Origin of the sequence: Mesorhizobium sp. M0047 (genome assembly GCF_040323315.1) — a bacterium.
GTDB lineage: Bacteria > Pseudomonadota > Alphaproteobacteria > Rhizobiales > Rhizobiaceae > Mesorhizobium.
Genome location: NZ_JAMYUW010000020.1, coordinates 42,939 through 67,580, shown reverse-complemented (window position 1 = coordinate 67,580; position 24,642 = coordinate 42,939). Strand labels below are relative to the sequence as shown.

Genomic DNA, 24,642 nt, shown 5'->3' with positions numbered 1-24,642 from the left:
GCGCGCTCAACTGACGTCAGGCGGTTTTGGCGGCGACCAGTGCGTCGATCTTGGCGCACAAGTTCTTCATGACGAAGTAATCGTCGGTCGAAGCCTTGCCGTCATTGACCTCCTGGGTCCACTTTTCAAGCGGCACCTTGATGCCGAATTCCTTGTCGATGGCGAAGACGATATCGAGGAAATCGAGGCTGTCGATGCCGAGATCGTCGATCGTGTGGCTCTCCGGGGTGATGGTGTCGAGATCGATCTCGCTGGTGTCGGCAATGATCTTGGCGACTTTGTCGAACGTGCTGGACAAGGGCTTTTCCTTCGGTTGCGGGCGGAATCTGTCCGCATCTAGTTTCGGCGCTGTCTAATCGGTTTTTCCCGGCAGGAAAAGGCCTCACACGCCGGGCGCAGATGGGAACCCGCTTTGCAAAGGCAAGAAGGGCCGCCGGCTGACCGGCAGCCCTTCCCCTGACGTAACGTCAGTCTTTGTTTCGATGCAGGTCGCTTTCCCAAGCTGGAACCAGTCTTGGGCGGCATGCATCAGCTGTCGCGGAGCTTGACCAGGTCGTTGAGCAGTCCGCCCGTGCCGTTGTGGACGGTCAGCCGCTCGACCTTGCCGGCGATGGTTTCCAGAGCCTCGAGCTCCTTCAGCCGCAGCATTACCGGATTTTCCGCCATCACCCTGGCCGTGTTGAGCAGCGAACGCGTGGCGTTCGTCTCCTCGCGGCGACGGATGATGTTGGCCTCGGCCTGCTTTTCGGCCGACACCACCTGGTTGAGGATCTCGCGCATCTCGCCCGGCAGAATAACATCCTTGAGGGCGATATCGCTGACCTCCACTCCGATCTCGGCCATATCGGCGCGAACCTTGGCCGCCGCCTCCTCGTCGATCGTCACCTTCTTTTCAAGGATCTGGTCGAGCGTCAGCGCGCCAAGCGTCTTGCGGAAGGCGTACTGCAGGGCGCGGTAGAGGGCTTCGGAGAAGTCCTTCACAGCGCTCACCGCCTTGACCGGATCGACGACCCGGTACTCGGCAGCGATGTTGACGCGGATCGTCACGCGATCCTTGGTCAGCACTTCCTGCCCGGCAACATCGAGCGACTGGCGCTTGAGGTCGACGACCTTGATCTGCGCCATGCGTCCGACGTTCCAGAAGCCATGCACGCCCGCCGTCAACGTCCTGACCAGGACACCGTCGATGAATAGCAGTCCGGCCTGACCGTCGACGACCGGATGGACGGACATCAATTCCGCCTTCCGGGCCTGGCCGAGCCGGCGCATGACCGCCGCATCGATGGCGAGATCGGCCGATGTGTCGATCAGCGTCACCTTCCACGGACCGGCATCCGTCCACAGCACCAGCTTGCGGTCCGGCGCCAGCACAGCGTGCAAATTGCCGTCACGCTCGATGATTGCGACGTCCGTGCGCCCGGTGCGAACGACGGTGAAATGACGCGCGGCCACATCCGGGAGCTTGTCGAACAACGCCTTCTCGTATGCCGAAACGAATTCCGGGTTCTTCAGATCGTGCCGGGACACTTCGAGGCTGCCGCGCCGGTTGGCGAGCCAATGCTCGCCCGGCAACAGGACAGCCTTGATCTCACCCTTGTGCAGGGTGAGGGCACGTTCGTTTTCCCTTACGAGGACGCGCTCGCGTCCAAGAACCTTGTCGAGAACAGTCATTGTCTTACTCCTGTCGGGCATGGCCCCATGCGAGGCGTCAAGTCATGCGTCGATCTTCCCTTCGTTTCTCGTTTCACATCGTCTTGCGTCATCGTCCGGGCACGAATGATCCGGGGACTGGTGGCATCAATCCTCGGCGGGCCTGCGGGAGCGGATCGCGAGGCAGCGAAGCGAGCGCCGGAGGCCTTGGCCTCCCTTGCCGGCGACACTGCGCCTTGATCGTCACCGCGGGCCTGGCCGCGAGCCGATGGCGGAAGACTCTCGGGATAATCCGTGCCCGAGGGCCTGGGCCATCCGTCCAGTCTTTCGCATTCCAGTCCCCGGACCGTTTTCGAATGGCTTGGAAGCCAATGGAGAAGGAATCGAACCTTCGACAGTCAGATTCTCGATCTGATGCTCTACCCAACTGAGCTATCCGTGGTGCAGATGAAGGGAATTGAACCCCCGACCTCCGGACCCAAATCCGGCGCTCTCCCGCTGAGCTACATCCGCGATCCCAATCCCCAAAGCGGCGCCGTATACAGGGCGGCAAAGCCGCCTGCACGGGCGGAGACGAAAGCTCCAACCGTTGTGCTCACTCCAGTTCTCGTGACCGGGAGCGCGCCTATAGCCCCTGCGACGGGTTGTCGCAAGCGGGATTGTCGCGGCTGATTTGCGGCGTCTTTCAATGGTGGCATTTCGGCAACACTGCTTCAAACCATCCGTGATGGAGTGCAGTGCCTAAAAGGTGACCCGGCCGAGTACGCGCAGGCCATCGTCCTGCGGTTCGACGACCACGGCCTCGCCTTCTCGGGGCGAAACGCCGGTCAGTGCCTGGATATTTTCCAGATGGGTGACCATGACCAGATTGTCGGAGCCGGAATAGGCGCGGATCTCCTTCAGGATCGCTGCGATCTGAGAGGCTTTTTGCGCCGCGTCGCCCTTCAGGAGATCGAGCGGTGCAAACAGCTTCGGTTCGGCCTCGAAAGCAATGCGGGCGGTGTCCACGCAGCGGCAGTAGCGGCTGGACAGCACGCGCTCGATAGGAGCTGCACGAGCGGCGAACAAGGCGCCGATCTTGCTCGCCTGCTGCTTGCCGCGTGCGGACAGGTTGACCTGGGTGGCACAGCTGTCGATGTCGAAATTGACCGGATCGGTGGTGCCGGTGACCATGGCATGACGCAGTAGTACGACATGGCCGCCATCGCGTAATAGTGCCCAGCCGGCGTCCGTGGCGTGGGCTGCGGCCGGGATGGCCAGCAGAAGCAAAGCCAGCACAAATCGAATCATAGGCTATCCTTCTCCGGTTCCCGGCAATGGGTTCCGGTGACCGGACATATAGGGACGTAAAGCCAGCCGAAAGACAAGGCGCGGTCGGGCGAAGCCCTACTTCTTGGCCATCTGCTTCTTCGCCAGATTGATTTTCTGGTCGGTCAACGAAATGGGCATCGTGTAGCCGGCTTCGGTAAACCCCCGCTTGGCGTTCTCGAAGAATTCGATGGCTTTCAGATATTCCAGCTTACCCGCGCCGTAACTGGCGTGGTTCCAATGGACGTCGCCGAGGTTGTTCTGTTCGAACGCCCACTGCAAGGGCTGACTCTCGCGGGTGAATACCTTCAGCGTCGCCGTGAAGGCTGCCTCCGCGTCATTGAGGTATTTGTCCGTGCGTTCGAGATTGCCGAGGTTGAGCAGACTCATGCCTATGCCGTTCTGGGCGTTGGCCCAATCGATGGGGGCGGCTTCGATAGTCAGCACCTCAAGCGCTGCCCGCCGGGCCGCGATGGAATCCTGCAGGGTTTTGGGATTGGCATCGCTCATGCTCAGCCAGTGCAGCGCCGACCCGAGACCGGCCTCACTCAGCGCCCATTGCCGCGGGTTTGTCTCGCGCTTGTACTCGCGCAACGCATCGCGATAGGCGGCGATGGCCTCGCCGTAATGTTCGGGCTTGTCCGTGACGCCGCCGAGAAGCTGCAGCGTGTTGCCGAGATTGTAGTGGCTCATCGCCCAGTCGAGGGGGAATTTTCGCCTGACATAGACGTGCCGCGCGGCCCGGAAGGCGCTCACCGATTGCTCGAGCTTGGCCGCGTCGCGGGTGCGCTGGCCAAGCGTCTGGTAGATCGAGCCGAGATTGTTCTGCGCCGACGCCCAGTCCATCGGGAAACGCTGCCGAGTAAACACCGTCAGAGCATCGTCATAGGCCGCCGCTGCCTCTTCGAGCGCGCCGGTTCCCATATCGAAGCGGGCGACACCGCTCAGTGCGTTGCCGAGATTCAGCCGGCTGGTTGCCCACGAGACCGGGAAGGTTTCGCGGGTTCGCACCTCGAGCGCGGCACGGAATGCATCGGCCGCCTTGTTGATCTTCTCCTTGGCGTTGAGCTGAATGCCGAGCGACACCAGCGTGTTGCCGAGATTGTTCTCGACCATCGCCCATTCCACCGGCGCTTTTTTGCGGGTGTATTCCTCGAGCGCCAGCCGGTAGGCGGCTTCGGCTTGCATCAGATGCTCGCTAGTGGGTTCGCGTTCGGAAAGCGCATAGAGCGCCAGACCGAGATTGTTTTGCGAAGCCGCCCAGTCGAGCGGCACCTTGTCGCGCGGGCGCTTCTCGAGTGTGGCGCGCATCGCCACCACCGCTTCATTCAGGCGCTTCGGGTCGCTCTCGCGTTCGCCGATCTTCAACAGCACATTGGCCAGATTGTTCTGCGCGGCGGCCCAGTTGAGGTCGTCCTTCTCGCGCTCGAACACGACAAGGGAATCGCGAAAGATCCGTGCTGCCTCTTCAAGGCGCGCGGTCTCCGTCTCGCGCTCGCCGATGTTCTGCAGCACCACCGCCATGTTGTTGCGGGTGATCGCCCAGTCGCGATTCTGTTCGCCATTGGGGATGAAGTTCAGGATGACGCGATAGGACTCGATGGAGTGCTGCAGCGCATCGAGGTCACCGGTGGCGTAGCCGTAAGCGCTGAGCGCCTCGGCCTCCTGGTTCTTGTAGTTCCAGCGCAGCTTGTCGTCCCATTTTTCCGCCAGCGAAAACGCCTTGGCATAGTCGCCGGCGGCGGATTTGTAGTCGAAGACAAGTGCCGAGGCGCCGGCGCGCCTGGCGTAGATCGCGGCATCGGCAAGACGCTTCTGCTTGACGAGATCCTCGGCTTCATCAACCGCATCGTTGGTCTGCTCGACCCGGCCGACGGCGTCGTCGAGGAATTTCCGCGCCGTCACGATGGCGCCCTGGCCGATCGCCTTGTCGGCGGAGGCGACCAGCCGTTTGATCTCCGGATCGTCGGTGCGCAGCGCGGCGCGCTCGGACATCATCTTCTTCAGGCGCTCGGCCTGGGCGTCGAGCACCTTTTGCAGGTCGGTCGGATCTTCGGGGATTTTTTCCGTGCCTAGCGCCTTCAGGACGCCATAGAGCGCGTCGAGCGGCACGCCTTCCTGCAGCGAGGCCAGTTCCACCTGTGCCCGTTTCGGGTCGGGCAGCTCGGAAATCGTCAACAGCAGCTGGCGCCGTTCGCCGGTGATCAGCCCGTCGTCGCCGGTCGGTTCCGCTGGTGCGACGCCGAAATAGAGTAGCCGGCGCAGGCTTTCATTGACCCAGGGGCGCTGCTTTGCCTTGGTGTCGAGATAGACCTCCTCGGTCACCATGCGCATCACCGAGCCGAACTCGGTGCCCTTCATCGCCGCGAGGTGGCGCAGCAGGGCGGCCGCGTAGGGACTGTTTTCGCCGGCGGCGCCATCGAGCGCCGGGCGGCCCGGCTCGGCGGCAAAGCCGACCACCGTGCCCAGGCTTGCGTCCGTCGCCGGCGCATTGCCGAGCGCCTTGGCGCCGCGCACCGGATCCAGCCCGCCGGCGCCGATGGGCGAGGCGGAGGCGGTCGGCGCGCGCCGCACCACGGCGCCCGCGGGAAAGGGGTTAGTGCGGCATGCATCGAGCAGCATGATCGTCACCGGTACGGTCGTTTTCAGCGCGTCCATGACGGCGGATATCGGCACCAGTGCCTGGTCGGCATCTCTGAGTGACGACACGTCGGCATCGACCGGAACCAGATAGTTCTCGCCGCCGGCCTCGATGCCGTGACCGGAATAATAGATGAAGGCGACATCTGCACCTTCGGCATCTTCCGTGAAACGCTCCAGGTCGCGCTTCAGCTTGGCGGCGTCGCGATCGGTGACGCTGCGGGCGTCGAAGCCGAGATCAGTCAGCATCTTGGCCATGTCGCGGGCGTCATTGGCCGGGTTGGGGAGGGGGGCGATGTGCTCGTATTTCGACTGGCCGATGATCAGCGCCACGCCCTTGAGGTTTTTGGTTTCGGCGGCGCGGGCCATACCAACGCCGAGGCAAAGCAGCACGGCGACGAGAGCTGCCAACCGTCGGACAAGATTGCCGTTCCAAGTGCCGACAAAGGCCATTTGTCGTTTCATCCGCCCGATGCTTCAAACCCTCTATAAGCCTGCCAGCCGACGATGATCAAATTCGGGCGCGATTGCGCCGCCGCCGTGGCTCGCCTATCCCTGAAAAATGTCTCCGCTCACCGAAACCGTCCTTTTCGTCTTCAGTCTTGTCGCGCTCGGCTATCTCGCCGGGTTTACCGGCTATTTGAAGCCGGCGAGCGGCGAGGGCATAGCCGATTTCGCGGTGAGCGTAGCGATGCCGCTGCTGTTGTTCCAGACCATGGTGAACGCGGATTTCCACGGAGTGGCACCTTGGTCGCTGTGGGGCGCCTATTTCGCGGCCGTGGCAATCACCTGGGCCGCCGGCCATCTCGTCACCACGCGGATATTCGGGCGAGATGCACGCGCCGGGGTCGTCGGCGGAGTTTCATCGGCCTTTTCCAATATCGTGCTGCTCGGCGCTCCCTTTATCCTCGGCATATTCGGAGCGGATGGTTTCGAGGTATTGTCGTTGCTGGTGTCAGTGCATCTGCCGATCATGCTGATGGCCTCGATCGTCTTGTTCGAAGCCTTCGGCCGCGCCAGCGGCGAACCGGTGCATCCGTTGCGGGTTATCCATAGCTTCCTCAAGCGGCTTTTCATGAATCCGTTGATCATCGGCATTCTGGCAGGACTTGCATGGCGCATCACAGGTGCGCCGCTGCCTGATGTCGCCATGCGCCTGGTCGATGCATTGGCCGGTACGGCGGCGCCGGTGGCGTTGTTCGCCATGGGGCTCAGCCTGCGCCGCTTCGGCATTTCGGGCAATATCAGGCCGGCGCTGGTGCTTTCGGCGTTGAAGCTGTTCCTGATGCCGGCGCTGGTCCTCGCCTTCGTCTGGCTGCTCGGCCTGCCGCCCTTGACGGCCAAGGTGGCGGTGATGGTTGCCGCGATGCCATCCGGCGTCAATTCCTATCTGATCGCGGTGCAGTTCAACACGGGCCAGGCATTGGCGTCGAACCAGATGACCATCGCGACCGCCTGCGCCGCCATCACCACCGCTTTCTGGCTGACGGTGGTGCTCCACGTGTTCTGATACGATGTGTGCCGATTTTCGGGCGATGCCCGCTTGCGATCGGCATCTCATAAGCGAGCCTGCTCTCGCCCCCGACTGGCCCAACCCCTATATGCCATGTAGCGATTGCTTGCGGGCCTTGCCCTAGGTAAAGAGCAATGGCTCCGGCGTGCGGGCTTCAGTCCATGGCGCGCGCTCACCGAAGACTTCACAGACCGGCCGTCAGTGCCGAACGGAGGATAGACCATGCTTCAGAAAACCAGCCATTTCATGCGGCAGGCCAATCTCATCAACGGCGAATGGGTGCAGGCCGACAGCGGCCAGACGGTCGACGTCAACAATCCGGCCACCGGCCTCAAGATCGGCACTGTACCGAAGTCGGGCAAGGCCGAGACCCGCCGCGCCATCGAAGCCGCCGCAGAAGCTTTCAAGAGCTGGCGGAAGACGACTGCGCTCGAGCGCTCGAAGCTGCTGCGCAAGTTGCACGATGCGATGATGGACAACCAGGACGTGCTGGCCGAGCTGCTGACCATCGAGCAGGGAAAGTCGCTGTTCGAATCGAAGGGCGAGATCGGCTCGGCCGCGTCCTATGTCCTGTGGTTCGCCGAGGAAGGTCGCCGCACCTACGGCGACGTGGTACCATCGCCGTGGGCGGACCGCCGCATCCTGGTGACCAAGGAGCCGGTCGGCGTCATCGCCGCTATCACGCCGTGGAATTTTCCGTCCTCTATGCTGGCCCGCAAGCTCGGCCCGGCGCTCGCCGCCGGCTGCACCGCGGTGGTAAAGCCCGCCTCGCAGACGCCTTACTCGGGTCTTGCCTGGGGCGCGCTCGCCGAGGAAGTCGGTTTCCCGAAGGGCGTCATCAACATCCTGACCGGCTCGGCCAGCGAGATCGGCGACGAGATCTGCGCAAATCCGCTGGTGTCGAAGATCACCTTCACCGGCTCGACCGAGGTCGGAAAGCTTCTCATTCAGAAGTCGTCGGTCACCGTCAAGAAGGTGTCGATGGAGCTGGGCGGCAACGCGCCGTTCATCGTCTTCGACGACGCCGACCTCGAGCGTGCCGTCGCCGGTGCGATCACCGCCAAGTATCGCAATTCCGGTCAGACCTGCGTTTGCACCAACCGTTTCCTGGTTCAGGCTGGTGTCTATGACAAGTTCGTCGAGAAGCTCGCCGCCGCCAGCAACGGGCTGAAGGTCGGTTCCGGCCTCGAGGACGGCGTGCAGCAGGGACCGCTGATCGACGAGAAGGCGGTCGAGAAGGTCGAGGAACTGATCGCCGACGCGACTTCCAAGGGCGGCAAGGTCGTCGCCGGCGGCAAACGGCATGCGCTCGGCGGTTCCTTCTTCCAGCCGACGGTCATCGCCAACGCGACACCCAAGATGCGCTTCATGAAGGAAGAGATCTTTGGCCCGGTCGCACCGGTGTTCAAGTTCGAGACCGAAGAGGAAGCTATCGCTCTCGCCAACGACACAGAATTCGGCCTTGCCTGCTATTTCTACACCGGCGATCTCGGCCGCGCCTTCCGCGTCATGGAAGGACTGAAATACGGCATGGTCGGCGTCAATGAAGGCCTTATCACCACACCGGAAGCTCCGTTCGGCGGCGTCAAGGAATCCGGCCTCGGCAAGGAAGGCGGACATCAGGGCATCGAGGATTATCTCGATACCAAATATGTCTGCATTGGCGGCCTCGGCCTCTGATAATCTATTCCTGAGATGGGGAGGCCGATGGCCTGCCCGTTTTGTGCGGGAAACCAGCCGACTGGATCAACTGGCATTTGCGGGCATGGCGATGAAGGACGGCGAGGTTTTCGGTACGACGCAGGCAGGCGAGGCGGTGCGTCGCTTCACGATCAGGGGCGGCGGCATCACTGCCAACATCCTTGGCCTGGGAGCGATCATCCAGGATCTGCGCCTAACCGGGCACGATGCGCCGTTGGTGCTCGGCTATGACAATCTGGGATCCTATGAGACCGATACGGCCTTCTTCGGCGCCGTCGTCGGCCGCTATGCCAACCGCATCCGCGATGGCCGTTTCACCATCGCCGGCAGTCGCTATCAGACCGAGCAAAATTTCCTCGGGAAACATACGTTGCATGGCGGCTCGCAGGGCTATTCCCACAGGCCGTGGACGGTTTCACTGCATGGCAGGGATTTCGTCACCCTGACGCTGCATGATCCCGATGGCTCGATGGGCTTTCCCGGCGCGCTCGACGTCACCTGCACCTATCGGCTGAAGATCCCGGGCACGCTCAGTGTCGAGCTGACCGCCACCTGCGAGGAGCCGACGCTGTGCAATCTCACCCAGCATTCCTATTTCAACCTGGATGATGGCGGTGCCGGCGACATTCTCGACCACAGGATGATGCTGAATGCCGGTGCCTATCTGCCAGTCGATGGCGACATGATCCCGACCGGGGTGGTCAAGCCGGTTGACGGCACGCCGTTCGATTTCCGCCAAGCGCGGCCGTTGCGCATGGAGACCGAGGGCGAGCAACTGTCCTACGACCAGAATTTTTGCCTTGCCGCGTCACGTGGACCACTCAAGCAGGCGGCATGGACGCAAGGCGCCAGTTCCGGTGTCGAGATGGAAGTCTGGACCACCGAGCCCGGCGTTCAGCTCTATACCGGCCAGTACGTGACGCCGCGTACCGGACTCGAAGGCCGCAACTACAAGGCCTTTTGCGGTTTCTGCCTGGAGCCGCAGGTATGGCCGGATGCGCCGAACCGGCCCTATTTCCCGCAGGCAACCTTGTGGCCGGGCGCGATCTACCATCATGTGACGGAGTATCGCTTCCGCCTGCCTTAAGGTCCGCCGATATTCAGGTGAGACCGGCCTGCAGACAGCAGTTTCCTGCGCTTCCGGTGCTCACATACCCAAAAGTACGCTCCGCTCCGGTTCTCGGAACCTGCTGTTTTCGGCTCGGCCTGACCTGAATCTTCACCGGACCTTAGCCTTCGAAAGCGTTTCGCAGCGTCTCGAACGGCGCCAGCGCGCCGCGCACCTGCACCACGGCGGCGGCGACGCGATGGGCACGGCGTGCGGCTTCCAGCGCCTCATGGCCGGCAAGACGAGCTGCAAGATAACCGCCGTTGAACGAGTCGCCTGCGCCGGTCGTATCGACGGGGTCGGCGACATGGATCGCCGGGACCTCGCACAGCGTTTCTCCTTGGGCAATCAGTGCCGGCGCTTCGCCATTCTTGACGACGACCTCACCGACGAGTTGCCCGAGCCGCTCGGCCGTCGCCCGCGGTGTTTTATCACCAAACAGCATCTGCTCGTCGGGGAAGGTCGGCAGTGCGATGTCGGTGACGACAAGGGCTTCGGCGATCGCGGCCTGCGCCTCCTCGCGATTGCGCCAAAGCCGCGGCCGGTAATTGGGATCGAACGCGACAGTCGAGCCGGCTGCCCGCGCCTTGGCGACAGCCGCCAGCAATGTGGTGCGCGCGGCCTCGCTCAGAATTGCCAAAGTGATGCCGCTGAAATAGACAAAGGCCTGATTTTCCAGGTTTTTCGATAGTGCTGCAGGATCCGAGGCAAGCTGCCGGGCAGCGGCGTCGGAACGCCAGTACGTGAAGGAACGCTCGGCGCCGGTGAGCGTGATGGCATAGAGACCCGGTCGCGCCCCCGCTATGATGGGGCTGGAGCCGATGCCGATGCCGTTTTCCGCGAAGAAGCCGATCTGGCCTTGGGAAAACGGATCGTCGCCGAAGGCCGAGACATAGGTTGCGGGCCGCCCAGTGCTCAACGCGTGCAGTGCCCAAAGCGTGTTGAACGTATCACCGGCAAAGCCCATGCGCCAGTTTGGTCCCGTCTGACCCGACAGTTCGAGCATGCATTCGCCGATCGAGGCGACGCCGTTTCCCGCCATCTGCAATCCTCCAGTGATCTCGCTGCTGTAGCTTTTTGCCACCGGCAGCGCCATGCTTGGCAAGCAGGGTTTTTTCCGCCATGGCGTTTTCCCACAGCTGGCGGGATGCGATCCGTCCGGCAGAGCGTTGTCTGCAGAAGAGGAAACGGTTTGGCATCGATATGGCGCTATCTTCTCGCAGGTTTTGGTCTGGCTGCCTTGCTGGTCGGGGTTCTCGCGGTGGTCTATCTGACGGCGCCGCGGTCGTCGCTGCCTGCCGGCCCGGATGTTTCGCGCACGAAGAACACCGACAACGGGCTATTCGTGGCTAGTTTCTTGCCGGAGCGGGGCGTTGTGCGGCAAGGCCAGTTGCAATCCTGGCTGCTGACGCTGAAGACAAGGGCCGGAGCTCCGGTCGAGGGGGCCGCGATCACGATCTCTGGCGGCATGCCGCTGCACAGCCATGGCCTGCCAACCAGCCCGCAGGCGACCGACTATCTCGGCGACGGACGCTATCGCATAGAGGGGGTGAAGTTCACCATGAGCGGCTGGTGGCAGCTGCATTTCGCCATTTCGGCCAATGCCGGCTCCGACACCGTGCTCTTCAATGTGGTGCTGTGAGCAAGAAATGAGGTGGCTTTCACGTTTTCTGGCAATGATGGTTGCCGTTATGCTTGCCGGTTGCGGCGAGCCTGACTTTTCCGACGCCGAGAAGAAGACCATCGCCTCGCTGGCGCTGTCCTCACTGCCGCCGCCCAAGCCCGACACCACCAACCGCTTTGCCGACGTGCCGGCCGCCGCCGCACTCGGTTCGACGCTGTTTTTCGATCAGGGCATGAGCCGTGATGGCACGGTATCCTGTTCGACCTGCCATAAGATCGACCGGCAATTCCAGGACGACCTGCCACAAGCCGTCGGCGTCGGCCACACCAACCGGCGCACCATGCCGCTGGCCGGAGTGGCGCGCGATCCCTGGTTCTTCTGGGACGGCCGCCGCGATAGCCTGTGGGCGCAAGCGCTAACACCGCTCGAAAATCCACTGGAGCAGGCAGGAAACCGCGCTGCCTACGCCCATTACATCAAGGCGCGCTTCGGCGAACGCTACGAGCGCATCTTCGGGCCGCTGCCCGATTTTTCCGACATGCCGTCGAATGCCAGCCCGCTTGGAAACGATGCTGAGAAGGCTGCTTGGGACGCGATGAGCGGCGTGCAGCGTGACGCCATCAACGGCGTCTTTGCCAATATCGGCAAGGCGATCGCCGCTTTCGAACGATCGATCGAGCCAGCGCCGACGCGCTTCGACCGCTTTGCGATGGACCTCGTCACCGGCGCCGAGCCGAAAGGCGACGCTGTTTTTTCGAAGGAGGAGATCCTTGGGCTAAAACTGTTCATCGGCAAGGCCAATTGCGTGACCTGCCACAACGGCCCGCGCTTCACCGACAACGGTTTTCACAACACCGGCGTGCCGCCCGTTGCGGGCCTGCCGCCAGATCGCGGCCGCATCGATGCCGTGCGCCAAGTCGAAGCCGACCCGTTCAACTGCTTCGGCGCCTATCGCGATGGCGACGCCACCGCCTGTGGCGAACTGCGCTTCATGGTCAAGGATGCGCCGCAACTCATCCGCGCCTACAAGACACCGTCGCTGCGCGGAGCCGCAACGCGGCCGCCCTACATGCATGCCGGGCAGTTTTCGTCGCTCGACGAAGTGGTGGCGCACTACGCCAAGGCGGCCCCTAGCGTGGAGGGTACGTCCGAAATTCATCCGCTGGAGCTGTCGGATCATGAACGTGCGGCGCTGGTGGCGTTCCTGAAGACGCTTTCGGAGTGAGTTACCGATCCTTCACCGTCTCCATTGCCACGAAGGTCGAGGTCTGGGCGACGTGGGGCAGGGCTGAAATACGCTCGCCCAAGACGCGGCGGTAGGCGGCGATATCCCGGGTGCGAACCTTCAGCAGATAGTCGAAGCTCGACGCCATCATGTGGCATTGTTCGATCTCCGGCACGGCCTGCACGGATCGGTTGAAGGCGTCGAGCGCGGCGGATCGGGTGTCGGACAACTTCACCTGGACGAAGGCAACATGGCCTTCGTCCATGCGCTCGCGGTCGATGATCGCCTGGTAGCCCCTGATGTAGCCTTCCTTTTCCAGCCGCTTCACCCGCGCCTGGACGGGCGTCTTCGACAGGCCGACCTTTGCCGCCAGTTCTGACATGGACAGCCGGCCATCGCTTGCCAGCGCCGCCAGGATATTCCTGTCGATGCGGTCCAATTGGTCTTCTGTCATCGAAGTTTCAGGCCATATGTCAATTTCTGGACGCCCAAGATAGGGCAAATGAGCTGCAGTGTCGATTTCTTTGGACCGGCCGAAATTTCGCATTTGTGCTAGCTTGCGCCATTCGGTTCGGTGACCGCCGGCCCGATCCCCTTTGCTCGATCCATGGGACCGCCATGCCAGCGCTTGATGCCATCCGCCAGCAGATCCGCGCCAACTATCTGCCCGACGAAGACGAGGCCGTGAAGCGACTGGCCGAGGCGACGGGGCTTTCAGCGAAAGACCGCAAGGCAATCTCTGCCCGCGCCGCGGATCTGGTGCGGGCGGTGCGTGGATCGTCCGATCCAAGGCTGATGGAAGTCTTCCTCTCCGCCTACGGTCTTTCCACCAAGGAAGGCGTGGCGCTGATGTGCCTGGCCGAGGCGTTGTTGCGCGTGCCCGACACCGAGACGATGGACGACCTCATCGCCGACAAGATCGCGCCGCACGACTGGTCGGCGCATTCGGGCGGCTCGAGTTCCATTTTCGTCAACGCCTCGACCTGGGCGCTGATGCTGACCGGCCGTGTCCTCGATGAAGGCGAGGGCGGCATCGAAGGCACGCTGCGCTCGATGGTGCGGCGGTTGGGCGAGCCGGTCATCCGCAAGGCAGTGGCCGCCGCCATGCGCGAAATGGGCGAGCAGTTCGTGCTCGGCCGCACCATCACTGAAGCCGTCAAGCGCGGCCGGCCAATGACGCAGAAGGGCTATCTCTATTCCTTCGATATGCTGGGCGAGGCAGCCCGCACCGAGGCCGATGCCTTGCGTTACCACAAGGCCTATGCCGACGCGATTTCCTCGCTCGACGCCGGTTCCAATGGCCCTGATATCCGCCAGAACCACGGAATCTCGGTCAAGCTGTCGGCGCTGCATCCGCGCTATGAGGTGGCGCAGAAGGACGGGATGCTGCCGGTCATGGCCGAGCGACTGCTGTCGTTGGCGCTGGCCGCGCGCCATTCGCGCATGGGTCTCAACATCGATGCCGAGGAGGCCGACCGCCTCGATCTGTCTCTCGATGTCATCGAGCGGGTGCTGGCTGAGCCGGAGCTCGCCGGCTGGAACGGTTTTGGTGTGGTGGTGCAAGCGTATGGACCACGCGCGGCCTTCGCCATCGACTGGCTCTATGCACTGGCCAAGAAGTACGGCCGCAACATCATGGTGCGGCTGGTCAAGGGCGCCTATTGGGACACCGAGATCAAGCGGGCGCAGACGCTCGGGCTCGCCGGTTATCCCGTCTTCACCCGCAAGGTCAACACTGATGTCTCCTACATCGCTTGCGCGAAAAAACTGCTTGGCATGACCGACCGCATCTATCCGCAATTCGCCACCCACAATGCCCACACCGTCGCCGCCATACTGTCGATGGCTGACAATCGCGATACCTTCGAGTTCCAGCGCCTGCATGGCATGGGTGAGGCCCTGCACGAAACGGTGCGCCGGGCCGAGGGCACGCGCTGCCGCATCTATGCACCAGTCGGTGCGCATTCCGATCTGCTTGCCTATCTGGTCCGCCGGCTGCTGGAGAACGGCGCCAACTCCTCATTCGTGCACCAGCTCACCGACGAGGACGTCGAGCCGGAGGACATTGCCCGCGATCCACTCGAAACCGTGGAGAGCCAGGGTCCGGCCGCCAATCCGGCGATTGCCCGGCCTTCGCAGATTTTTGGGGCCGGTCGCCGCAACTCGAAGGGTTTCGATATCACCGACACAATGACGCTGGCGGCGATCGACAAGGCCAGGGCGGCCTTCGTCGGGCCGGATCGCTGGCATGCCAAGCCGATCACCCGGGCGGCCGGCTACGGCAAGCAGCGTCCAATTGTAAACCCGGCAAAGCCTTCCGAGGTGGTCGGCACGGTCAGTGAAGCCGCTGCCAAGCAGGTGGCGACCGCCGTTCGCTTTGCAGTGGAAGCGCAACCGGCCTGGGCGAAGCGTCCCGTGGGCGAGCGCGCGGCCATCCTGAACCGCGCTGCCGATCTCTACGAGGCGAATGCCGTCGAGTTCTTTGCACTCGCCACTCGGGAGGCCGGCAAATCGCTGGCCGACGGCGTCGCCGAGGTGCGCGAGGCCGTCGACTTCCTACGCTACTACGCCACTGAGGCGGCCAATGCGGAGGCGGGCACGCAAGCGCGCGGCGCCATCGCCTGCATTTCGCCGTGGAACTTTCCGCTCGCCATCTTTACCGGCCAGATCGCCGCCGCACTCGTCACCGGCAATTCGGTTATCGCCAAGCCGGCCGAGCAGACGCCGCTGATCGCTTTCCGCGCCGTCGAATTGCTGCGCGAGGCCGGCGTGCCGGAAGATGTCATCCAGCTTCTGCCCGGCGACGGCCCATCGGTCGGCGGGCCGCTCACCGCCGATCCGCGCATTGCCGGCGTCTGCTTCACCGGCTCGACCGAGGTCGCGAAGCTGATCGAGAAACAGCTGGCAGAGACGGCCGCGCCCGACGCAATGCTGATCGCCGAGACCGGCGGTCTCAACGCGATGATCGTCGATTCCACCACGCTGCCCGAGCAAGCCGTACGCGACATCCTGGCCTCGGCCTTCCAGAGTGCCGGCCAGCGCTGCTCGGCGCTGCGCGTGCTCTATGTGCAGAAGGACGTCGAGAAGAAGATGCTGGAGATGCTGAAGGGCGCCATGGAGGCGCTCAGCGTTGGCGATCCCTGGCGGATTTCGACCGATGTCGGCCCTGTCATCGACGACGAGGCGCAGAGTTCGATCCGCGAGTACTGCACGAAGATGGGCCTGCAGGGCCGGCTGATCGCCAAGCTCGAGGCGCCCAAAGTGGGCCGCTTCGTCGCGCCGCATATCTTCCGGGTCAAGGGCATCGAGGACATGGAGCGCGAGGTGTTCGGGCCGGTGCTGCACGTCGCCACGTTCGACGCCGACGAGATCGACGCGGTCATCGCCGCCATCAATCGCAAGGGCTATGGCCTCACCTTCGGCCTGCACACCCGCATCGAGGGCCGCGTTCAGCATTTCGTCGACCGCATCCATGCCGGTAACATCTACGTCAACCGCAACCAGATCGGTGCCGTCGTCGGTTCGCAGCCGTTTGGCGGCGAGGGGCTTTCAGGCACCGGTCCGAAGGCTGGCGGTCCGCACTATCTCCGCCGCTTTCGCAAGGGGCCGGAGGCCGGCACCCATTTGCAGGATGGCCATAAGGTCACGGCGACCGAACTTGCCGACAATCTGCCCGATCCCACACTTGGCGGCTGGTCGACGCGCCCGGACCGGATCGCCATTCTGAGGAAGCATCTGCGCGGCAAGGGTGCCGCAGCCATTGGCGCTGCCGCCGGCATCGACTTCGGCCAGGTCGATCTGCCGGGACCGACCGGCGAAGCCAACACGCTCTCGCTGTCGCCACGCGGACGGGTGCTATGCCTTGGTCCCGATGGCGATACGCTGCTCGCGCAGACGATCCAGGCGCTCGCTGCCGGCAATGCGGTGCTGGCGGTCGCGCCCGGCGCACCGGCGGCGCTCTCGGCGCTGACCGGCAAGGGCCTGCCGCTGGCCGCCTTGGACGGCCGGCCGGATCCGGTCGAAGCGCGATCGCTGCGCGTCGATGTCGTCGCTTTCTCGGGCACGCCCGAGGCCGCGCGTGTCGTGCGCAAGGTCATTGCCGACCGCTCCGGTCCGATCGTGCCGCTGGTCAGCGAGGTGTTGAACCCGGCGGCCTATGCACATGAACGGGCTGTCTGCGTCGATACGACGGCTGCCGGGGGCAATGCGAGCCTGCTGGCCGGAGCTTGACCCCGGCCTGTCGTTACGCGCCTTCGACGACCGAAAAGCCCTCGAACTGGGGGTGGCCGAGATAGTGCACTTTTGTCGCGCCGACATTGCGGTGGGCGGCACGGAAATTCTCCGATTTGGTCCAGGCGATAAAATCATCATGGCTCGCCCACACCGTATGCGACGCAAACAGCGTGTAGCCTTCGGCCTCGTTGACCGGGCCACGCAGCAGGTGGAATTCCCTAAACCCCTTCATCTCCGCGAGGCTGGAGTCGCGGTTCTTCCATACGGCCTCGAAATCGGCCTCCGAGCCGGCCTGCACCTTGAAGCGGTTCATGGCGATGTACATCGTGATTCCTTTCATGCTTGACGATCGATGGCTGGCGTAACGGGCCACGGAGACTCAGAATGGGCCGATTGGTGCTTTGAACCGCCAGCTTAACTTTCCGGTCTCCGGCGGAATGGGAGGGAAGGGTGCCTGTTTTCGCACCAGCTCCAACGCGAATTGATCGAGTTCCGGAGAGCCTGAGCTTTTGGCAAGTTGCAAGTCGCTGATGTTTCCATTGGCCAGCACCACAAATGCCACCATAGCATTGTTGCGGGCGGTCGATTGCGCTGCTTTCGAAACGCGGCGATTGGCGCGAGCCAATTTGTTGGCCACCTCGCCGCTATAGAGAGACGTTGCCGCGTTGCCGGCATCGGTTTGTTTTTTGCCTTTGCTGGCAATGGCCGCTTTTATTTCGCGGCCGTCCGCTGTGCCGCGCTTCTCGTATGGTTCGCTAGCAGTTGCTGGGACAACTGCCGGAGTTGGCCTGGCGCTTGGAATCGGCGCCTGTTCTGGAACGGCGTCAGGCATTTCGATGCTCTCGGCCTGAACGGTCGGCTGCGCCGGCGTTTCGGTCTTGGGAGCCACACTCTGGTCATCGGACCGTGGGGCGCCGGCCACCAATATGTTCGGTGTCACCGCTGGCTGTTTGACAGGTTGCGGCAAAGGCGCGAGCGGCGGCTTCGCCGCTTCCTGGGCTGGTCGAGAAGGCTCCATTGGCGCCGACGGCTTGGGCGACCTTGCTGGCTGTGGCTTAGTCGGTTGCGGGTTCGGCACCAGCGCAACATTTATCGCCGCCGGGTCCTTGTCCTGCGCGCTGCCGACCACGTTGGCGCCCGATTGATCACTGCCTTCTGACTGAATTGCGTCCTGGAAACTGGATATCCCTGAAGGGGAGATCAGAAGAGCCGCTGCCACAGCGGCATGGAGCAGGCAGGAGACGACGATCGCTGCCGTCCATTTGCGGGTCCAAGCCGATGGTCGCAGCAGCGGCCCGGTCGGTTTTATCGCTAGCTCGGCGCTGGCGTCTGTGAGGGGGCTGATATCCTGCATGTCTCGCGTCGAGACCTGCAGCGACCCGAGCAGAATTGTCAAATCAAGATCGCTTGGTTCAGAGGACAGCGAGCGGAAGCCGGCCAGAGGCCATGCCACTGTGGTTCGCGTGAATGCGGGATGCAGTCCCACCTCAGATTCCGAAAGCGATCCCGGTCTTGGTGCCCGTCTTCAGCTTTCGTATGCAGGCGTTCGGTTCGACGCCGGTACCGGTGCATTCGGTCGCGCTGTTGATCAGCACGCGGCTGATTCTCGAACACTCGGTGCCGGCCAGATCGAAACGTGTCACCTTGGTCTTGCCTGCCGGCAATTCCTTGAAGTCGAGCACGGTCAGCCGGTCGACGACGCCGGCCTCGTTGAACAAGGCGATCTCGAACGCCGCCTTGGACAGGTCGGCGCCGAGATTGTTGTTGACCACGAACGTCAGGCGGCACCCCTTGTCGGAAGGTTGTGCAGCGTTGAGCTCGAGAGTGAGCGCAGGGACCGGCGCGGACTCTTGTGCCCACGCCGGAACCATCGCAAGCGACATCGCCAGCATCGAGGTCAGCAGACAAAGGGATGTCGTCAAGCTCGTCATCGTCATCAGCCTCCAAATCGTATCGTTGCCGCCAGCTTCAGCGTGATGCCCGGCTCATAGACCGCGACGGTCGTGCTTCCGTTGAGCGGGTTGGCGTATTTGACATCGAACAAATTGTCGGCGCGGAAATCGACCTTCAGATTGTTCGTCGCCTGATAGCTGGCGAAGGCATTGACCAGCGTATAGTTCTTGGCCACTGCATTGCCCTTCGGCTTGCCATTGTACTGCACTTCGCCACCGACAGTCAGCTTGTCCTCGAGGAAGCGCAAGCCGAGTTGCGCGGTGACCTGGGAGGAGGGGATGGTGGCGAGATCTGCCCGGTCGCCTTCATACGAGATCGTGTGACCGTTGATGATGGAGGCCGAAAGTCCGGCATAGCCCCATGCAGCGTCGTAAACGCCTTCCATCTCGAAGCCATTGATCTTGGCTTTGGCGAAGTTCTGATACTGGAAGCAGATCGGGATGCCGGGACCGAACGGGCAGCCGCTGGTCGGATCGAACGGCGACAGTGTCACGCCATCGATATAATCGTCGACATCGTTGTTGAAGTAGGCGGCCTTGAGACGGAACGCGTCGCCAGCCTCGATAATGTCGTTCTGCTTGTAGTTGATGCCGAACTCGGTCGTCTTGCCAGTTTCGGGCCGCAAATTTGGATTGGGCAGGAACGGGAAGCTCACGCCTGCCGGGTGATTGCCGCTGATCAGCGTCTCGGTGATCGACGGCGAGCGATAGCCCTCGGCGTAGGTGCTGTAAAACTGAAGGCCTGCTAGGCCTGCCGTTTCGAATGGTGAGACACCGACGGTGATCCGGGGCGATACCCTGTCGCCAGATATATCGTGGGTGTCATCCCTGAGGCTGTAGCTGTCGTAGCGAAGACCGGCGATGACTTCGAGCCAATCCCAGGTGAGCTTGTCCTGGACATAGGCGCCGGAGACGTTGCGCTTGCCCGAAGGCGTGTAGAAGCTGTCGCCGCCAGCTGTACCGCCCGTCTTGACGTTGTCGCCGACCCAGTCGCCGCCATAGGTCAGTTCATGCGCGATGCCGCCCGTTTCGAACCGGGATGTGTTCCAGATGTCGATGCCTGTCGTGCCAACGTCGAATGTCGACTGCGATCCTGCCGGCAAGACAACGGGAAGGCCGGTCACCGGATCAAAGCGGTTTTGCGGGACAAGGCTGATCAGATCGAGGTTGGTCTTGTTGTAGGAGGTGTTGATGTGGAGATCGAGCCAGCTCTTGTCCTCATCAGTGATGTTGTAGCGAGCCGTGAAGGTGTTCGACTTCAGGTCGACGTCATTGACCGGCACGCCGCCGCTGATCTCGCTCCAGCCATCGCTTGAACCGACCCAGCCGAGCTTCAGTTCACTGTTGTCGGTCGGCCGGACAGTGGTCTTGAGCAGGCCGCTGAGCACATCGAAGCCGGTGCCCTTGACGGTGTCGCCGCCGCCGTCCTTGTAGTCGTCGTAGTTGCGGTAGACGATGTTGCCGAGCGCGTCCCAGTTTTCGTTGAGGCGGTAGGCGCCGGATGCGCTGGTGGTCCAGCCCTTGCCGTTGCTCTCGTATCGTCCCGTGACGGAGCCGGCCCATGTCTCGTCCGGCTTGAGAAAGTCCGCCGCGTCCTTGGTGTCGAAGAAGACGACGCCGCCGATGGCGCCCGAACCGTAGGTGTTGGCGACAGGACCACGGATCACATCGACGGATTTGACGAGTTCAGGATCGATGTAGAAGGTCGACTGCGTGCCGTGGTCGGAGCGTTGGAAAATCTGCCGCGCGCCATCGACGATGACCGCGACGCGGCCGAAATCCTGCAAGCCGCGGATGTTGATGCTGGTGCTGACGCGCCTGGCGTCGGCCTGTGCGGCGATACCGGGCACGCCGAGCAGCATCTCGTTGGGCGTCGTTGCCATGCGGCGGTCGAGCTGTTCCTGATCGATATGGCTGGCCGACGCCAGCGATTCGATTGCCGTCTCGCCGGTGCGGCTGATGACGAGGATCTGGTCGAGCAGCGTTGCTCCCGCCGGTGCCGCCTGTTCCTCGTCAGCCTTCTTCGTCTGATCTGTCTTTTGGTCCGCCGCCTGCTGGGCGTTGGCCAGTTGCGCCGACAAGGCGATCGCCGCCACGCTTGCCAGCAAAGCCGCAGCTCCGTTCGCCGCCAATCGCCCGCGCCATTCCCAAGTCACCAACCCCATGCCCCAACTCCAAAGTCCAGGTTTCATGCTGGCTGGCCCGGGGCTGGCTGGCATTTTTGATCGTATCCGGCGTCTTAAATCTTGACTCATTTAATCCGGTATTGCACTGACTAGTAAACATGATTATTCGAGTCAAGATATGAATCGGATTACGCAACGCCTAGCCAGACGCCCGGCACAGGAAAGGGATCGATCCAGATGAACACCCACAATCCCAACGATTTTCGCTACCGCGTCCGCCGTTCCGATGATGCCTCCGCACGTTTCGACCGGGTTCCGCTGGCGGTGCGAACCCTGTCCAGCAACACCCTGTTCCAGGGCGAGCACGAGATCGGCATCGAGCATCATGGCGCGCTCTACCGGCTGAAGATTACCCGGCAGGGCAAGCTCATTCTCAACAAGTAAGGCAAGGCAATAGGGACCGAGACATGGACCAGCGCGTAAAACCCGCCCCGCATGAAATCCGGCGGGCACGGACAGACAATCCGAAGGCGCGCGAGCGTGATCTGGCTGCCCGACTCGGCATTTCGGAGGCCGAGCTGGCAGCCGCGCATTGCGGCGACGGCGTCGTTCGCATCCAGCCGCACGTCAACGATTTGCTGACTGGCCTCGAAGCCGTCGGCGAAGTCATGGCGCTGACCCGCAATGAAAGTGCGGTGCACGAAAAGATCGGCGTCTATGACAAGGTCGTCACCGGCAACCACAACGCCATGGTGCTTGGCGAAAACATCGATCTGCGCATCTTCCCGAAAGCGTGGGTGCATGGCTTTGCCGTGGAGAAGCGCGATGGCGACGAGATCCGCCGCAGCCTGCAGTTCTTCGACGCGGCCGGCGAGGCCGTGCACAAGGTGCATCTGCGGCCGGTCTCCAGCCTCTATGCGTATCAAAAATTGGTCGCCGCGCTCGAATCGTCCAACCAGGAGCCGACGGTCGACATTTCCGGGCCTCTCCCCGACGACGAGAGCCATGGCGACGAAGCGACCGCCAATCTCGATGATCTGCGCGACCGCTGGAGCCGGCTGACCGACGTGCACCAGTTCTTCGGCATGCTGAAGACGCTGAAGCTCAGCCGCCGGCAGGCGGTGCGCATGGTCGGCCAGGACTATGCCTGGCTGCTCGACAATGACGCTGTCCGTGCCATGTTCCATCATGCCGCGGAGGGCGAGATACCGATCATGTGCTTTGTCGGAAACCGCGGCTGCATCCAGATCCATTCCGGACTTATCAAATCCATCAAGCCGATGGGACCATGGATCAACGTGCTGGATGAAACCTTCCACCTGCACCTGCGAACCGACCACATCCACGAGGTCTGGGCCGTGCGCAAGCCGACCAAGGACGGCCATGTCACCTCGCTCGAGGTCTATGACGCCGACGGCAAGATGATCATCCAGTTCTTTGGCAAGCGCCATGAAGGCGAAAGCGAGCGTGACGACTGGCGCTTCCTGGCGGAGAACCTGCCGCGCATCCCAAGCCCGACGGCAGCCTGAGGAGAACGACAATGGGTTGCATTTCCAAGATCATCGCCGGACCGGCGATCGGTCTGTCCCTTGCTTTCGTCGCGCTGCAACCTGTCAACGCCACGGAAGGCACGGCCGTATTTGCCGATCCCTCGAGGATTGCGGCCATTGGCGGCTCGATCACCGAGATTGTCTTTGCGCTCGGCGAGGAGAAGCATCTGGTGGCGCGCGATTCCACCAGTCGGTATCCTAAAGCGGCGCTTGAGCTGCCTGATGTCGGCTACATGCGCGCGCTGTCGCCGGAAGGCGTCCTGTCGGTCAACCCGACCGGCATCCTGGCGCTGCACGGCAGCGGTCCCAAGGAAGCCGTCGATGTCTTGAGGAAGACGAGCGTCCCGTTCATCGAAGTGCCCGAGCATTATAGCCACGAGGGTATCCTCGAGAAGGTCCGCATCGTCGGCAAGGCACTCGGCGTCGACGCCAAGGCCGAGGCGCTCGCCAAGGAGCTTGATGCCAGGCTCACGGCCGCCGAAAAGCAGACGGCCTCGATCATGCAGCGCAAGCGCATCCTGTTCGTTCTGTCGATACAGGGCGGCAAGATCCTGGCGGCCGGCAGCGAGACCGCCGCCGACGGAATGGTCAGGCTGGCTGGCGGCGTCAACGCGGTCGAAGGCTTTTCCGGCTACAAGCAAATGTCCGACGAGGCTGTTATCACCGCCAGGCCGGACGTGATCCTGATGATGAGCAATGCCGGGCCTCCGGTGTCGGACGACGAACTGTTCGGCAACCCGTCGATCGCCTCGACGCCTGCCGGAACCGCGCGCAAGCTGATCCGCATCGATGGCGGCTACCTACTCGGCTTTGGGCCGCGCACGGCCGACGCCATCCACGACCTCGCTGTCTCGCTTTATGGCGGGCACGTCACGGACTGAGCAGGCAGATCATGGTCGATCAATCGATCGCCGGTCCGGTGGAGATGATGGCGAGCGCATCTGAAGGCGACCGGTCGGGCCGCGCCCGCATCGTCATTCTTCTGCTGTGCTTGGGGCTCGTGGCTGTCGGTTTTCTGTCGCTGACATCGGGGGCGTCGGACGCATCGGCCGTCAACGTCATCGGCGACTGGCTGTTCGGCGCCGTGCCCGGCGACGCCGCGCTGAGCGCCCGCGACAGCCTGATCGTCTACGACATCCGCCTGCCGCGTATTATCCTCGGCATGCTGGTTGGAGCGGCGCTCGCGGTCTCCGGCGCGGTCATGCAGGGGCTGTTCCGCAATCCGCTGGCCGACCCCGGCCTGATCGGCGTTTCGGCCGGCTCCAGCCTGGGCGCGGTTGCCGTCATCGTGCTCGGCGCTACGATATTGGCTCCGGTGACGGCCTTGCTCGGCACGCTTGCACTGCCGTTGGCGGCCTTCTGTGGCGGGCTCGCCGCGACGCTGGTGCTCTATCAGGTCGCGACTCGGCGAGGGCAGACCTCGGTCGCCACCATGCTGCTCGCCGGCATCGCGCTGGCAGCACTCGCCATGGCGCTGACCGGCATCCTCATCTTCATGGCCGACGATCGCCAGTTGCGCGACCTGACCTTCTGGCAGCTCGGATCGCTCGGCGGCGCGACCTGGGCGAAGATTGCTTCGGTCGGGCCGATCATCGTCTTGGCGCTGGCGGCGATGCCGTTCCTGGCACGGGGCCTTAATGCGCTGGCGCTGGGCGAGGCGACCGCCGGCCATCTCGGCATTCCGGTGCAGCGGCTAAAATACACGGCCATCATCGGGGTCTCGGCCGCTGTCGGCGCGTCCGTCGCCGTCAGCGGCGGCATCGGCTTCGTCGGCATCGTGGTGCCGCATCTGCTGCGCTTGGCTATCGGCCCGGACAATCGCTATCTGCTGCCGGCGTCGGCGCTGCTCGGCGCCTCGCTGCTGGTGTTGGCCGATGCGGTCGCTCGCACCGTCGTGGCACCGGCCGAACTGCCGATAGGCATCGTCACCGCGATCGCGGGCGCGCCGTTCTTCCTTTGGATCCTGCTGCGCAAGCGCGGCGTAGTCGACCTGTGAGAGTCGTTTATTTGCG

The 24,642-nt window shown here is 63.1% G+C and carries 20 protein-coding genes and 2 tRNA genes; 10 read left to right on the top strand and 12 right to left on the bottom strand.

Annotated elements, in window-relative coordinates; genetic code table 11:
• Window positions 1-16: 16 nt before the first annotated feature.
• The 6 genes from NKJ89_RS20045 to NKJ89_RS20020 form a co-directional block, all read right to left on the bottom strand.
• Entirely contained in the window at window positions 17-298 is a 282-nt protein-coding gene (locus tag NKJ89_RS20045) for an acyl carrier protein (RefSeq protein ID WP_023757698.1), read from the bottom strand.
• A gap of 230 nt (window positions 299-528) precedes the next feature.
• Window positions 529-1,671 (bottom strand): slipin family protein, encoded by a 1,143-nt coding sequence (locus NKJ89_RS20040; RefSeq protein ID WP_352604934.1) that lies wholly within the window; start codon window positions 1,669-1,671, stop codon window positions 529-531.
• 341 nt (window positions 1,672-2,012) lie between these two features.
• Window positions 2,013-2,087: transfer RNA gene (locus NKJ89_RS20035), tRNA-Leu, on the bottom strand.
• A 2-nt stretch (window positions 2,088-2,089) separates the two neighbouring features.
• A tRNA-OTHER gene (locus NKJ89_RS20030) sits at window positions 2,090-2,163 on the bottom strand.
• A 228-nt stretch (window positions 2,164-2,391) separates the two neighbouring features.
• Window positions 2,392-2,940, bottom strand: coding sequence for a histidine phosphatase family protein (locus tag NKJ89_RS20025; RefSeq protein WP_352604932.1), 549 nt, complete (start codon window positions 2,938-2,940; stop codon window positions 2,392-2,394).
• 96 nt (window positions 2,941-3,036) lie between these two features.
• Window positions 3,037-6,063, bottom strand: coding sequence for a caspase family protein (locus tag NKJ89_RS20020; protein WP_352604930.1), 3,027 nt, complete (start codon window positions 6,061-6,063; stop codon window positions 3,037-3,039).
• Window positions 6,064-6,160: 97 nt separating this feature from the next.
• On the opposite strand from NKJ89_RS20020, the gene NKJ89_RS20015 reads away from it, so the two are divergent.
• From NKJ89_RS20015 to NKJ89_RS20005, 3 genes are all read left to right on the top strand, one after another.
• A complete protein-coding gene (locus NKJ89_RS20015; RefSeq protein ID WP_352604928.1) occupies window positions 6,161-7,108 on the top strand; it encodes an AEC family transporter in 948 nt (315 codons plus the stop codon).
• A gap of 225 nt (window positions 7,109-7,333) precedes the next feature.
• A complete protein-coding gene (locus NKJ89_RS20010) occupies window positions 7,334-8,791 on the top strand; it encodes an NAD-dependent succinate-semialdehyde dehydrogenase (RefSeq protein WP_352604926.1) in 1,458 nt (485 codons plus the stop codon).
• An 85-nt stretch (window positions 8,792-8,876) separates the two neighbouring features.
• Window positions 8,877-9,899, top strand: a complete 1,023-nt coding sequence (locus NKJ89_RS20005; protein ID WP_352604924.1) for an aldose epimerase family protein — start codon at window positions 8,877-8,879, stop codon at window positions 9,897-9,899.
• Between the two features lie 142 nt (window positions 9,900-10,041).
• Here the strand turns inward: NKJ89_RS20005 and NKJ89_RS20000 are convergent, their stop codons facing one another.
• Window positions 10,042-10,962: a sugar kinase gene (locus tag NKJ89_RS20000; protein ID WP_352604922.1), complete on the bottom strand. Its 921-nt coding sequence runs from the start codon at window positions 10,960-10,962 to the stop codon at window positions 10,042-10,044.
• A 150-nt stretch (window positions 10,963-11,112) separates the two neighbouring features.
• Here NKJ89_RS20000 and NKJ89_RS19995 point away from each other — a divergent pair, with 150 nt between their 5' ends.
• A complete protein-coding gene (locus NKJ89_RS19995; protein WP_352604920.1) occupies window positions 11,113-11,562 on the top strand; it encodes a FixH family protein in 450 nt (149 codons plus the stop codon).
• 7 nt (window positions 11,563-11,569) lie between these two features.
• Window positions 11,570-12,769 (top strand): cytochrome c peroxidase, encoded by a 1,200-nt coding sequence (locus NKJ89_RS19990; protein ID WP_352604918.1) that lies wholly within the window; start codon window positions 11,570-11,572, stop codon window positions 12,767-12,769.
• A gap of 1 nt (window position 12,770) precedes the next feature.
• On the opposite strand, the gene NKJ89_RS19985 is transcribed toward NKJ89_RS19990, so the two are convergent.
• Complete coding sequence (locus NKJ89_RS19985) at window positions 12,771-13,223, bottom strand: Lrp/AsnC family transcriptional regulator (RefSeq protein ID WP_023757689.1); 453 nt, start codon at window positions 13,221-13,223, stop codon at window positions 12,771-12,773.
• A gap of 164 nt (window positions 13,224-13,387) precedes the next feature.
• On the opposite strand from NKJ89_RS19985, the gene putA reads away from it, so the two are divergent.
• Complete coding sequence (gene putA / locus NKJ89_RS19980) at window positions 13,388-16,999, top strand: bifunctional proline dehydrogenase/L-glutamate gamma-semialdehyde dehydrogenase PutA (protein WP_352604916.1); 3,612 nt, start codon at window positions 13,388-13,390, stop codon at window positions 16,997-16,999.
• 13 nt (window positions 17,000-17,012) lie between these two features.
• On the opposite strand, the gene hmuQ is transcribed toward putA, so the two are convergent.
• From hmuQ to NKJ89_RS19960, 4 genes are read right to left on the bottom strand one after another with little or no spacing between them, the layout of a single operon-like run.
• On the bottom strand, window positions 17,013-17,327 hold the full coding sequence (gene hmuQ, locus NKJ89_RS19975; RefSeq protein WP_352604986.1) for a heme-degrading protein HmuQ: 315 nt from the start codon (window positions 17,325-17,327) through the stop codon (window positions 17,013-17,015).
• A 54-nt stretch (window positions 17,328-17,381) separates the two neighbouring features.
• Window positions 17,382-18,488: an energy transducer TonB family protein gene (locus tag NKJ89_RS19970; RefSeq protein WP_352604914.1), complete on the bottom strand. Its 1,107-nt coding sequence runs from the start codon at window positions 18,486-18,488 to the stop codon at window positions 17,382-17,384.
• 1 nt (window position 18,489) lies between these two features.
• Entirely contained in the window at window positions 18,490-18,933 is a 444-nt protein-coding gene (locus tag NKJ89_RS19965; protein WP_352604912.1) for a hypothetical protein, read from the bottom strand.
• 5 nt (window positions 18,934-18,938) lie between these two features.
• Window positions 18,939-21,119, bottom strand: a complete 2,181-nt coding sequence (locus tag NKJ89_RS19960; RefSeq protein ID WP_352604910.1) for a TonB-dependent hemoglobin/transferrin/lactoferrin family receptor — start codon at window positions 21,117-21,119, stop codon at window positions 18,939-18,941.
• 198 nt (window positions 21,120-21,317) lie between these two features.
• Between NKJ89_RS19960 and hemP the strand changes: the two genes are divergently transcribed.
• Genes hemP through NKJ89_RS19940 form a run of 4 tightly spaced genes read left to right on the top strand, consistent with a single transcriptional unit; the run spans window position 21,318 to window position 24,626 of the window.
• Window positions 21,318-21,524: a hemin uptake protein HemP gene (gene hemP / locus NKJ89_RS19955; protein WP_023757683.1), complete on the top strand. Its 207-nt coding sequence runs from the start codon at window positions 21,318-21,320 to the stop codon at window positions 21,522-21,524.
• A 23-nt stretch (window positions 21,525-21,547) separates the two neighbouring features.
• Complete coding sequence (locus tag NKJ89_RS19950) at window positions 21,548-22,609, top strand: hemin-degrading factor (protein ID WP_352604908.1); 1,062 nt, start codon at window positions 21,548-21,550, stop codon at window positions 22,607-22,609.
• A gap of 11 nt (window positions 22,610-22,620) precedes the next feature.
• Window positions 22,621-23,511 (top strand): heme/hemin ABC transporter substrate-binding protein, encoded by an 891-nt coding sequence (locus tag NKJ89_RS19945; protein ID WP_352604906.1) that lies wholly within the window; start codon window positions 22,621-22,623, stop codon window positions 23,509-23,511.
• Between the two features lie 11 nt (window positions 23,512-23,522).
• Complete coding sequence (locus NKJ89_RS19940) at window positions 23,523-24,626, top strand: FecCD family ABC transporter permease (protein WP_352604904.1); 1,104 nt, start codon at window positions 23,523-23,525, stop codon at window positions 24,624-24,626.
• Window positions 24,627-24,642: the final 16 nt, after the last annotated feature.